General features: G+C 28.5%; 13 protein-coding genes. 9 read left to right on the top strand and 4 right to left on the bottom strand.

The features are described 5' to 3' along the window. Positions 1-17 precede the first annotated feature (17 nt). The 3 genes from bpSLO_RS00345 to bpSLO_RS00335 are packed head-to-tail and all read right to left on the bottom strand — an operon-like array spanning position 18 to position 2,645. On the bottom strand, positions 18-485 hold the full coding sequence (locus bpSLO_RS00345) for a divergent PAP2 family protein (RefSeq protein WP_025375123.1): 468 nt from the start codon (positions 483-485) through the stop codon (positions 18-20). A 17-nt stretch (positions 486-502) separates the two neighbouring features. Beyond that, a complete protein-coding gene (locus tag bpSLO_RS00340) occupies positions 503-1,741 on the bottom strand; it encodes an aminopeptidase (protein ID WP_025407526.1) in 1,239 nt (412 codons plus the stop codon). Positions 1,742-1,754: 13 nt separating this feature from the next. Continuing rightward, a complete protein-coding gene (locus bpSLO_RS00335) occupies positions 1,755-2,645 on the bottom strand; it encodes a Cof-type HAD-IIB family hydrolase (RefSeq protein WP_025375121.1) in 891 nt (296 codons plus the stop codon). A gap of 121 nt (positions 2,646-2,766) precedes the next feature. Here bpSLO_RS00335 and bpSLO_RS00330 point away from each other — a divergent pair, with 121 nt between their 5' ends. From bpSLO_RS00330 to bpSLO_RS00310, 5 genes are read left to right on the top strand one after another with little or no spacing between them, the layout of a single operon-like run. Then, complete coding sequence (locus bpSLO_RS00330) at positions 2,767-4,545, top strand: aminopeptidase P family protein (protein WP_025407527.1); 1,779 nt, start codon at positions 2,767-2,769, stop codon at positions 4,543-4,545. Then, positions 4,542-5,231 carry a hypothetical protein gene (locus bpSLO_RS00325; RefSeq protein WP_025375119.1) on the top strand — a complete coding sequence of 230 codons (690 nt, stop codon included), beginning with the start codon at positions 4,542-4,544 and terminating at the stop codon, positions 5,229-5,231. Before bpSLO_RS00330 ends, bpSLO_RS00325 begins: the two co-directional genes overlap by 4 nt. 23 nt (positions 5,232-5,254) lie before the next feature. Beyond that, positions 5,255-5,752 carry a peptide deformylase gene (def, locus tag bpSLO_RS00320; protein WP_025375118.1) on the top strand — a complete coding sequence of 166 codons (498 nt, stop codon included), beginning with the start codon at positions 5,255-5,257 and terminating at the stop codon, positions 5,750-5,752. Beyond that, complete coding sequence (gene fmt, locus bpSLO_RS00315; RefSeq protein WP_025407528.1) at positions 5,749-6,684, top strand: methionyl-tRNA formyltransferase; 936 nt, start codon at positions 5,749-5,751, stop codon at positions 6,682-6,684. Before def ends, fmt begins: the two co-directional genes overlap by 4 nt. Positions 6,685-6,713: 29 nt before the next feature. Next, the gene (locus bpSLO_RS00310; protein WP_025407529.1) at positions 6,714-7,772 is read left to right on the top strand and encodes a PASTA domain-containing protein; all 1,059 of its coding nucleotides are present in this window, start codon (positions 6,714-6,716) and stop codon (positions 7,770-7,772) included. 107 nt (positions 7,773-7,879) lie between these two features. On the opposite strand, the gene bpSLO_RS00305 is transcribed toward bpSLO_RS00310, so the two are convergent. Beyond that, positions 7,880-8,602 (bottom strand): 16S rRNA (uracil(1498)-N(3))-methyltransferase, encoded by a 723-nt coding sequence (locus bpSLO_RS00305; RefSeq protein WP_025375115.1) that lies wholly within the window; start codon positions 8,600-8,602, stop codon positions 7,880-7,882. Between the two features lie 82 nt (positions 8,603-8,684). Between bpSLO_RS00305 and trxA the strand changes: the two genes are divergently transcribed. The 4 genes from trxA to bpSLO_RS00285 all read left to right on the top strand — a co-directional run bounded on the left by trxA (position 8,685) and on the right by bpSLO_RS00285 (position 12,331). Beyond that, positions 8,685-9,038: a thioredoxin gene (gene trxA, locus bpSLO_RS00300; RefSeq protein WP_025375114.1), complete on the top strand. Its 354-nt coding sequence runs from the start codon at positions 8,685-8,687 to the stop codon at positions 9,036-9,038. Positions 9,039-9,126: 88 nt separating this feature from the next. Further along, entirely contained in the window at positions 9,127-9,573 is a 447-nt protein-coding gene (ybeY, locus tag bpSLO_RS00295; RefSeq protein ID WP_025375113.1) for an rRNA maturation RNase YbeY, read from the top strand. Continuing rightward, on the top strand, positions 9,573-10,349 hold the full coding sequence (locus bpSLO_RS00290) for a hemolysin family protein (RefSeq protein WP_025375112.1): 777 nt from the start codon (positions 9,573-9,575) through the stop codon (positions 10,347-10,349). Before ybeY ends, bpSLO_RS00290 begins: the two co-directional genes overlap by 1 nt. Further along, complete coding sequence (locus bpSLO_RS00285; RefSeq protein ID WP_025375111.1) at positions 10,346-12,331, top strand: tetratricopeptide repeat protein; 1,986 nt, start codon at positions 10,346-10,348, stop codon at positions 12,329-12,331. The genes bpSLO_RS00290 and bpSLO_RS00285 overlap by 4 nt, the downstream gene beginning before the upstream one ends. Positions 12,332-12,333: the final 2 nt, after the last annotated feature.

Here is a 12,333-nt window from a genome sequence, read left to right as displayed (position 1 = left end):
CCTTTATAATCTGTTATTTATATTATTCTGCTACATATTACCCATGCAGAAATTATGCCAATAAGTATTCCTGTAAATACTTCCTTTTTTTTGTGTCCCTTAACCACTTTGATTTTTAAAGGTTCAATTTTGATTTTCATTTTTAATTGTTCTGACAAAGCGTTTAGATATTCTGCTTGAACCCCTGCCATGTATCTGACTCCAAATGAATCTCTTATTGTTATTAAAGCAAAAGCCAGAGCAATAATAAAGTTAGTATCTATTCCTTCTGTTATTAATATTGATGTGGCAAGAGCTGTTACTGTTGAAGAGTGACTGCTGGGCATTCCTCCTGTTTCCAAGAAAATGCTTTTTAAAAGGTATTTTGGATTTGTTTTGAATTTTTTTGTCTTCATTGCTTGAATAATATATTTAATCATTTGTGCAACAATGCCTGAAACGAAACAAGACAAGAAAAGGTCATTTGTGAATAACTCTTTTATCATGATTTGATTACTCCGTTTTATATTACGAATTGTCCATTTTGTATTATTGTATGTTCTTTTCTTGATTTGTCAATGCCAATAACGTTTATGTCATTACTACCAATCATAAAGTCTGTATGAATTAAAGAGACATTACAGCCATAATCTAATTTTTCAGCATCAGTCTTTAGTTCTTGTCCGTTTCTTAAACAAGAGGGATATGCATTTCCCAGTGCAATGTGGCAACTTGCATTTTCATCGTATAGTATATTGTAAAACGTTAAACCACTTTGGTATATTGGAGAGTTACAGTCTACTAATGCAACTTCTCCAATATATTGTGCTTGCATGTCAGTTTCCATATGTCTTTTTAATATGTTTCTTGATTGTTCATTGTCACATCCAAAGTTAATTACTTTTCCTTTTCTGAATTCTAGCCATATTCCGGTTATTAAGTTTCCAAGTACCGTTACTGGACGGGTGACATACATGATTCCATTTGTTTTTTTGTAATTAGGAGTTGTAAAAACCTCTTCAGTAGGCATATTTGCATTAAATTCAATATTCGTGCCTCTTATTTTTTCACTTCCTCCTGTCCAAATAGAACTTTCTAGAAGATATATTTCTAGATTTGTTTTCTGGTTTTTAAAAATTATTTTTTCTAATTTGAGTTTATTTAGGATTGCGCATCTTTTATGAAGTTTTTTTCCATGGTCTTCCCAGGTTTTTATTGGATCTTTTGAGTCAAGTAACATGATTTTTTTTTGAATTTTAAAGAATTCTTCTAATGTTTCTTGACTTTCAGGTTTATTTAAAACTTTTGCAGCCCATTTTGGACCTGGAGCACAAATTATGCACCATGCTAATTCGTTATTCATTATTGCACTTGAAACTTTCCTTGATGCTATATTTAGTGCTTTAAAGTATTTTGATATTTTTTTACTGTCATTATCTTTCAATGTGTCTAAATTTTCTGTGTTATCAATTCGTATCTTTGCCCATTTTTCATTTACCATTTCTTCAAAAAATTTATGCTTGAAATCTGGAATAAACTCTAAGAGATCTTCTGGTGATGATTTTAATCTGGTTTTTAAAATGTCAGTGTCTTCAATATTTAATTCTACGTATTTTGCCCCAGACTCATAAGCTTTTTGTGCTAGAATTTTTAAAAATTCATAATTTTCAATTGCACCTGTAATAAGTACACATTGATTCTTTTGTAAGTTAATTCCTTTTAAGATAATGAGCTCTGCATATTTTATTAAGTCTGTTTTCATATTATGTCCTATGCTATACAGGTTCTTCTAAAATGTTGTCATTAATGTAATGTGCAACAGCTTCATTATCATTAGTCCCTATTATTTCTAAATACGATAACATTTTTTTTAGTCTATAATTTGCATTACCCATTAATAATCCTTTGTTTACATTTTCTAGCATGTCAACATCATTAAACCCATCTCCGAATGCAATTGCTTCATTTAAATTAATATTAATGCTTTTAAGGACGTCTTTTAATGCACTTCCCTTTGAAACTCTGTTATTAACAATTTCAAGTGAGTGTGGTGTTGATAAATAAGCATTTATTTCTTTTCTGTATTTTTCTAAAATTATTGCTTCGTATTTTATTAATTGTGGTTCTTCATCATGCAGTAATAAAATTTTTGCTATATTGTTAAAATTTTTCATTTCTCTAAAACTTTTGATTTCATGATATTTTATACCTATATCTTTTAGTTCATATTCTATATATTTGTGTTTCCTTAACAATGCATGTTTTTTAAATATATTATTGATGGCATTTTTAGTTATGTTATCAGCGTAAAGTCTTTCATCTATATCTTCAGATTTCTGTAAAAAATGGGGCATATCTTTGTATTTGTTCTCTCTGAGATTTAAAATCTCATTTACAATTTCAGAGGACAAATCATAACTACTTATTAATTGCCATTGATTATTGTAGACTCTTGCTCCATTTAATGTTATAAAAAATGAAACATGTGAGTTTAAGTGTTCTGTAAGAGAAATTATTTCATTTTTACTTCTTCCTGTTGCAATAATAAACTTTTTGTTTTCTTTTGTTAGTTTTTTTATTACAATCTCACTAAAAGCTCCTATCTGGCTATTTGAGAGCAGAAGTGTGCCATCAAGATCAGAAATAACAGCCTTAATATCTTTCATACTTTTGTCCTTTGATTTTACCGTTGGGTTTAATTATAACAAATAAAGAAATTTTTTAAAATTGAATTATTTGTTATAATTAAATAAAAGTTACTTTTTAAAGTCTAAGGAGCTTGCTTTTATGGGAATTAGTACAAAAATATTTTCTTTGAGAAATTTGATGATGAAGAGTGAAATCGATGCATATTTAATAGCAAGTTATGATCCACATATGAGTGAATATTCTCATGTTAGATTTAATATTCGTGAATTTATTACAGGATTTACAGGAAGTGCTGGGACAGTAATTATTACAGAAACAGAGGCAGTGCTTTTTACAGATGGTAGGTATTTTTTACAAGCATCGAGTGAACTTGAAGGAACCGAGTTTAAATTGATGAAGCTTGGAGTTAAAGGGTATCCGGATATTTTTGGTTACATAAATGCAAATCTTAAGGGCTTAAGGCTTGGGATTTATTCTGAAGATGTTAATATAAAGTTTTATAATGATTTGGTTAAAAATTGTAGACATACAGATATTGAGATCTTACATGAAGATTTAGTTTCTAAAATTTGGCAGGATAGACCCGATTTAGAAAGCAATAAGATATTTGAATTGAGTGGAGCTCAAAAAATCGATAAAAGAACGGATAAGCTTGATAAAGTTAATGCAAAATTAGAAGAAAAGGCAATTGATTTTTGTATTATAAGCTCTTTGGATGAAATAGCTTGGCTTTTAAATTTAAGAGGTTTGGATATTGAATCATCGGCTTTATTTTATGCTTTTTTGTTTATTGCTAGAAGTGAGAGATATAAGAATGTTCTTTTTGTTCATATTGATAAACTTGGTTCTGAGTTAAGAGAGAGCTTCGAGGCCGAAGGTTTTGAGATTGAAGATTATAATAATTTTTATTCGTTTTTAGCAGAGATTAATCATGAAGGGAAATTTTTTATACCAGTTGAAAGTAATGTTAAAATATTGGAATCTATTGGTAAACCAAATGCAGTACTTGGAGAGAGTATTGTTAATGAACTTAAGGCAATAAAATCAGATTATGAGATTAGTAAGATGAAAGAGGCTCATATTATTGATGCTGTGAGTTTGATTAAATTTTTGTATAAATTTAAGAATTTAAGCAAAGATGAGCTTTCTGAGTTAGATGAGATTGATGTTGTAAATATGCTGTTAAATTTTAGGACAGCAAGAGATGAATTTTTTAGTTCTAGTTTTGATTCGATAGTTGGATTTAAAGAAAATGCGGCCTTGCCTCATTATCGACCTACAAAAGGAGCTAAAAATCTTGATGGTAATGGATTGCTTTTAATAGATTCTGGAGGTTCTTACCTTGAACTTGGTACAACAGACGTTACAAGAACCATTTTAATTGGAGAAGCATCTTGTAAAGAGAGGGAAGATTATACTTTAGTCCTTAAGTCTTTTATTGCTCTTGCGTCTTTAAAATTTCCATTTGGGACTTTAGGTTCTTCTCTTGATGGTATTGCTCGATTTCCTTTGCTAAAGCAAGGATTAAATTTTGCTCATGGAACAGGTCATGGAGTAGGCTTTTTTCTTAATGTTCACGAACTTCCTGTTTCTATTAGTCCTTTGTCTACTTATTCTTTTAAAGGTTCTGAAGTTGCTTCAATTGAGCCTGGGCTCTATCGAGATTCTGAATATGGAATTAGAACTGAAAATTTAGTTTTTGTGAAGCAAAGTTATTCAAATGAATTTGGAACTTTTTTGGAGTTTGAGAATTTAACCCTTGTACCTTTTGAAAAAGAATTAATAGTTACTGAAATGCTTTCAAAGGATGAATTAGACTATATTAATGGTTATCATGAATTTATATATTCTAGTTTGAAAGAATATCTTAGTGGTGATGAGCTGAAATTTTTAGAGATATTAACTAGTAAGATATGAGATTTGTAAGCTTATTTGTAATATTTATTACTTTTGGTTTTGTGCATTTATTTTCGCTGTCATCGGATATTATTTTTCACGATTCTTATAAGAATGCTATGGATGAGGCCCGAAATTTACATAAAAATGTTTTAATATTGGTTGGAAAAGATATTAAAGATAATTTGATAGGAGATTTTTTGAAGTCGTTTGGAGATGATAACCTTCTTAAGGCTATTGCTAAAAATAATGTTTTTTTAATTATTGATGTGAATAATGAAATTTTTGGTGAGATTAATTTAAAAAAAAGTCCCACCTTGTTTTTTGTTGATTCACAGAGTGAGCAAATTAAAGCCGCGTATGTTGGTTCTATTAGGGATACTGTTCAGTGCAATCAAGAGTTTTTAAATTATGCTTTGGGAGTTTCTAAATTAGATGATATTATTCATAAAAAGAATAATTATGAAATTAATACTCTTGATGACAAAGTTTTTTTTTATAAAACATTGGACGGTCATTGGAGATTAAAAATGAATGGTCAAGACAAAAAACTCCTTCCTTCAAAAATAGAGCTTAAGGAATTTTTAGTATTTAAGGATGAAAATGAGGGTAAACTTTACGCTTTTCCTAAGTCTAGGAAAGGTAGTATTTATTTCTCAGAAGCAGAAAATGAGGAATGGAAGCTTTTTGGACAAATAAAGTTATAGTTTGAATTTTTTTTGAGGGTTTTATGAAAATAGTTTGTTATCCTAATGATCTATTGCGAATAAAGACAAAGGCAGTTTTAAATATTGATAATGAACTTAGAAATACTGCTTTTAAAATGGTAAATTTGATGGATGCTAAGAATGGTGTTGGGCTGGCAGCACCTCAGGTAGGTCTTGATTTGTCTATTTTTGTGGTCAGAGAAAATGCAATGTCAAAACCTTTAATTTTTATTAATCCTTTGATAACGGAAACTTCTTTTGAACTTGCTCTTTATAAAGAAGGTTGTTTGAGTATTCCTGGAGTTTATTATGATCTCTTGAGGCCAAAATCTATTATAGTTGAAGCTTATGATGACAATGGTGAGTTTTTTAAGATTGAAAGTTCAGGTTTGTTAGCCAGAATTGTTCAGCATGAAATGGATCATTTAAAAGGTGTGCTTTTTATTGATTATTATGAGGATAAACTTAGGAATAACTTATTGAAGTCTTATATGAAAAAAAGGAGGTTTGTTAAAACTTGAGGATTTTTTTTGCAAGTTCTGACAGTATTGCTTTAGAGGTTTTAAGGAAAGTCTCAGATCATTATAATGTAGTTGGTGTGCTAACTGTTCCTGATAAGCCTAGTGGTCGTGGTCTCTTTTTAAAAGTTAATGACATTAAAGTTGAGGCTATTAATAGGAATATTACTGTTTTAGATCCCGTTGTACTTAATTCTGATGTAATAGGAATGGTTAAGAAATTAAAACCCGATCTTATGTTAGTTTTTTCTTATGGAAAGATATTTAGGCAAGAATTTTTAGATATTTTCCCAATGGGTTGTATTAATATTCATCCTTCTCTTTTACCAAAATATAGAGGACCTTCCCCCATTCAAACCGCTATTTTAAATGGTGATGCTATTGGAGGGATTACTGTTCAAAAAATGGCTTTGGAGATGGATAGTGGCAACATTTTAGCACAGAGTCAGTTTGAGATAAAGAGTTTTAATACAACTGCTGATATCTTTAAATATGTTTCTTTAAATAGCTTTAATCTTGTTTTGGAAGCTTTAAGTAAACTGAACAAAGGACATATTGGCATTGTTCAAGATTCAAGCAAGGCAACATATTGTTCTTTTTTCGATAAGCAACATAGAATGCTTAATTTTAATTTGAGTGCCTTTGAGATTAAAAATAAGATTAATGCTTGCAATCCTTGGCCACTTGCAAGAGCTAAGCTTGATAAAGATGAAATTATTTTTCATAGAGCTGACTTTATAAAGACTACTGATTATAGTGATCAGGCAATAGGAAAAATTGTTTCATTTGATCCTAGTAAAGGTATTTTAGTGAAGACAGAAGATGGAATTTTATTGTTATTAGAACTTCAAAGATCTGGGAAAAAGGTTTTAAATTATAAGTCTTTTTATAATGGAAATAGAGATTTAATAGGTAAAATTTTTCTTAAATCTTAAATATAAGGATATAAGGAGATGATATAGTATTGAGTGATAACAGACCACCACATAATAAAAATTTTTTAGATGATAAGAATTTAAATAGTAGTAATAATTTGTGTAAATATAATGAAAATTTAGATAACAAAGTTCTCACTTTGCCCAAACATGTAGCTAAGGGTTTAATACTTACTATTTTTGGTTCCTTAATTATTTCGTGTGCAATATTTTTTATTTTTTTAAAAAGCAATGATATTGTTGTTGTTCCAAATCTTAGTGAACTTTATCTTGAAGATGCAATTACTGAGCTTCAAAATAAAGAACTTATTCCTTATGTTGAACTTAAATTTTCATCGACTTCTCTTGATAAGGGAAAGGTAATAGATCAAAATCCTAAGGCAGGTACTGTTTTAAGACTTGATAGTAAGGTTAAGATCTTTATTAGTAAAGGAGCTGTGATTAATAAGGTTGATAGTTTTATTGGAAAAAATATTGATGATGTGCTTATTAATTTAAAAGCCAATTCAATTAATAATAACAGGATGTTTTATCATTTGTTAAAACCCATTGAAATTGAGAGTACTCTTCCAAAGGGGACAATAATCCGTCAGGAACCATCTCCAGGTACTAAGATTTCAAGCTTAGTTGATCTTCAATTTTTAGTAAGCAAGGGGCAAGAAGAACCCTCTGTTAAATATGCAAAAAATTATATTGGTCTTTATTATAAAGATGCGATTATTTCTCTTTTAAATGATGAGATTGATTTTGATATAAATTTGTCAAGTGGCAGTGATTTTGGAAGTGTTATTTTTCAATCTTTATCCCCCGGTAATAAGATTAAAAATTTTGATAAATTAACAATTACTATTAATAAACCAAGGAGTAATGATACAGATGTTTTTGGGTTTTTGACTTATAAATTGGATATGTACCCATCTAGTGTGGATATAATGGTTAAGATCAAGGATCCTAGTGGAAGTAGTTTTTTGCTTTATTCTTTTAGATCTAAGGGCGGACTTATTAAATTGCCTTATGAGGCATTAAAAGGTTCGATAATTGAACTTTATATTTATGATAGGCTTGTGAATCAAACAGTAGTAAACTGAGTTTGTTTGCTTTATTTATATTTTTTTTCACTTTTAAATTTACTTTAAAAGTGAAATGTTTGATAATGTGATTATTTATTTGATACATATTTAAGATGTTAAGAATATTATTTACTATTCATTTTTGATGTGATAATAACTGATGCTACGATTGTGGCCGTTTCTGTTCTTAAAATATTTGATGAAATGTTATAGGCATTAAAATTAAATTCTTTGATTAAGTTTATTTCTTTTGTTATAAATCCTCTTTCTGGGCCAATAATAACAACCGTATTCTTTGTTTTTATATTTAAGTCAACTAATTTGTTTTTGCTTTCTCTTTCAAGTAATATTTTTGTGGTATTAGATCCCTCATATTCTGTGTTCTTTAAAACTTCTCTTAGATTATTAAGAATTTTGACTTTTGGTATGTAGGTAATTCCACCTTGCATGGCACCTTCTATTAGATATTTTTCATATTCCCTTTCTTTAAAGAGTTTGGAAAATGAATAAGATTTTTCGCTAAGTAAAGCATTAAAAAAAATCAGTTCAGATATTCCGATGCTTCCAAGATGTGTGATTATTCTTTTTGCTGCAATTGGTCGCACTAAACCAATTATTACTTTTAACTTTTTTAGTTTATTTGACTTTGCTATTTTATGATTTTCTCTAAAAAAAAGTTTTATATCTTTTTGATATACGCATGAGTAGATGTGTTCTTCCCCAATAATACCAAATTTAAATGTTTCATTATTTTTAAGTTTTAATATCTCATTAATGTGTTTTACTCTTGAATCATTGAGTATTAATCCGTTTTTAAGTTCATCTGGGTTGATTAATATTAAGTTCATTTCTATATGTAATCCTTTATTAATTATATTGTATATATTGTATTTATGTTATAATGAAAAATCGAGTGATTTAGGAGAAAATATGGCAATTAGTTTAACTAAACAGGAATTTATTGATAAGGTTTTTGATTATAAAAATAATAAAGAGTGGGATTTTAAGGGAAAAAAACCTGCAATAATTGATTTTTATGCTGATTGGTGTGGTCCATGTAAAATGCTTGCTCCGATTTATGATGAACTTTCAAAAGAATATGGAGATAGGATTGATTTTTATAAAATCAATACTGATAAAGAACAGGAAATTTCTATGGCGCTTGGTGTTCAAAGTCTTCCTACTATTATTTTTGTTCCTGTTGGAGAAAAGCCAAAGGTTTCTGTTGGTTTTATTCAAAAAGATTCTTTTGAAGATGCAATTAAAGATTTATTTAAAGTTTAGCATGTGTAAAGAATTTTAATAAAAAATTAAAATCTTGTCTGTTTATATAATATTTTTTTAAGTTATAATTATTCTAGGATATAGTGAATTGATAAAAGAAGAGTTAAACTTATGGGCAGAAGGTGTTGAGTTTAAACATTGGGATGCTTATTATAATTTTATTTTATCTGTTCTAGATTTTCTTTATATTAAAGAATATGAACTTTCTGTTATCTTGTGTAATAATGAGTACATTCAAAAGTTAAATAGTCAATTTAGACAAAAATCCGAACCTACTGATGTTCTCTCTTTTAATTATCTTGAAGAGAGTGGACAAATAGATCATAAAATACAAGGTGATCTTATAATATCTCTTGAATATTTAGAGTTTAGTTCTTTGGAGTTTAATGTTGAACTGTACGATGAGCTTCAAAGGAATACTATACATGGTATTTTACATTTAATAGGATATACTCACAAAACAAATGACTTCCAAAATGAAGAGATGTTAATTATTCAGGAGAAAGTTTTAAGAGAAACCAGAAGGGTATTTTGATGTTCAAGTTTTTGAGTTTTAAAAATAAAAAAATAAGAGATGATGATTGTAAAAATATTGAGGAAAAGTCAAAATTTGAAACATCTTTGCTTAAGAATTTTAATTCTCTAAAGGAAACAATTGTTAAGGAAATTATGATTCCAAGAATAAGTGTGGTTTTTGTTGATTATTCTGGGAGTAAAGATGAAATTTTAAAAGTTGTGACATCTAGCAATCATTCAAGATTTCCCGTTTATAGAGAAACAATAGATGATATTATTGGGATAATTCATACGAAAGATATACTTTTGCATATGTGGAAGAGAGATTTTTATGAAATAGATCTAAGAGATATTATGCGAAAGGTTATGTTTGTTCCTGAGAGTAAGAAGATTGATTCACTTTTAAAAGAGTTCCAGGAAAATCATGTTCATATTGCTATTGTAGTTGATGAATATGGGGGAGTTGCAGGTCTTGTCACTCTTGAAGATATTCTTGAGGAGATTGTAGGAGATATTCAAGATGAGTTTGATAATGAGCTTGATGAAATAGTACCTCTTGATGATGGGAGTTATCTTTGTACCGCTAGAGTTTTGATTGAAGATTTAAATGAAAAGCTTGGATTAAGTCTTCCAGATGGGGACTTTGATACTCTTGGGGGATTTGTTTATGATTTATTCGGAAGGATTCCTTTGAAAAATGAGAAAATAAAATATAATAATTTAACATTTACCATTAAAAATATGCATCAAAGAAACATTAAAGTAATAAAAATTTCCCAGAAGGAAGGTTTATGAATTTGAAGAGATTTTTGACAATGCTTTTAATTTTTAATTTAAATTTTGGGAGTTTAATAGGTGATACTACAACCGCAATCAAATATTATCAAAAGGCACAAACATATTATCTTATGCAAAAATATTATGATGCTATTGACGAACTTCTTGAGGCTGTAAAGATTAATCCTAATTATTATGAGGCATATAAGTTTATTGCAGAAATTTATTATCTATTGAAGATATATAATCAGGCTCAGTTTTTTATAGAGAAAGCCTATAAAATGTCAAATGGTGATACTGAATATAAGATTCTTTATGCGAATATATTGCTTAAAAATAATGGAACAGCACAGGCTAAGAAATTTTATTCGGAAGTTTTAGCAAAGCAAAAAAATAATATTGATGCTTTAGTGGGACTTGCTTCAATTTTTGAGGAAGAAGGATTGCTTATTGCAGCTGCTAATTATTATCTATCTATTCTTGAGTATAATCAGACAAATTATAATGCATTTGAGCGTCTTATGAGCATTTATGAAAAATTAAACATGAATGATAAGGCGCAGCATTTAATAAACAAAGTAAGGGGTAATTTTACTTCTTTGCCAGATTTTCATAAAAGGGTGGCAGAATTTTCTATTAAGACTAATAGTTTAGGAGTTGCTGAGAAATATGCTCAAAATTACTTAATGTTAGTAAGAACTACTTATAGAGATTTTGGACTTGTTGATGCTTATCGTTTACTTGCCCTTGTTTATTTATATCAGTCTAAGTATGAAGATGCAACCGATTTTCTTCAAAAGGCAATACTTGTTGATCAAAATTCTGATGAACTTTATTATTTGCTTGGTTATTCTTATTTGAAGCTTGAAAAAGTTGATAAAGCCGTTTTAAACTTTGAGAGATCTAAGAGTATGAAAAAGGACTTGGAATTTTATGATATAGCTCTTGAAGAAAGTTTTTTTGTATCTAATTTTAGGAGTTCGTTTCAAAAAAATAATGGTGCTAATATAGGAATTTCTAAAAGATATGAAAATGAGGGATTAAAGGCTTTTAAAAATTTAAACTTAGATAGAGCAGTATTTAATGTAAGGAATGCTATTGATATTTATCCTGATAATGATAGTGCTAGGTTTTTACTTGCTAAAATTTATAAATTTATGAAATTAGATGTGATGGCTTATGAGGAACTATATTATTTAATAGAGCATAGAAAGGTTACAGATACTAAAATTTTAGATTTTTATGATGTAGTTGCATTTGAGATTAGAAGTTCTTTATTTTTTAAATATGGTTATAAGACCATTGGTGATTTAAATAGGCTTTATAATAATCAAACAGTTTATAGAGTAGGTATTTTTACTCAAAATGAGAACAAGGTTTTTGGTGCAAATGATTTAATTTTAAAATATGCTGAGAGAATACTTGATCGTAATTTAAATATAGAAGTAGTTAATTATAGATTCGATTATAATAAAGATAAAGATTATTTGGTAAGTAGTTTTTCTGAAGAATTTTCTTATGCAAGGAATAATAATCTTGATTTGTTTTTGATGTTCGATCTTGATGTAGATGTTTTTAAAAATTCGGCTAATTTAAGAGTAGATATTTTTTCAGGTAAGACGGGTGTTAAAGTTAAGTCTTTCGATTATAATTCTGGAGGAGTTCTGTATTTAAGTGATATTTTAAGTTCTTTTTCTAGAGATTTTAATGATTATTTACCTAAAAAGGGAGAGATCCTTCAGATTAAGAGAGATGATGTTCTCATTAATCTTGGACATGTGAATGATGTGAAAAAAGGTGATGTTTTTTTAGTTCTTAAAGAAGGAGCTTTAAAGTATACTAGTGATAGTTCTAGTTTTATTAGCTATAGTAAGTCGGATATTTTAGGTGAAATTTCTATTGAAGAGATTGGTGATTACATTTCCAGAGGGCTTTTAAAAGCACCTACTCTTTTAAGAGATTATATTCAGGAAGGATATACAGTTTTTATAAAAAAATAGTT

The sequence above is a fragment of the Borrelia parkeri genome (assembly GCF_023035815.1).
GTDB lineage: Bacteria > Spirochaetota > Spirochaetia > Borreliales > Borreliaceae > Borrelia > Borrelia parkeri.
The sequence above is the reverse complement of the archived record's forward strand: the minus strand, read 5'-3'. Positions and strand labels throughout refer to the sequence as shown.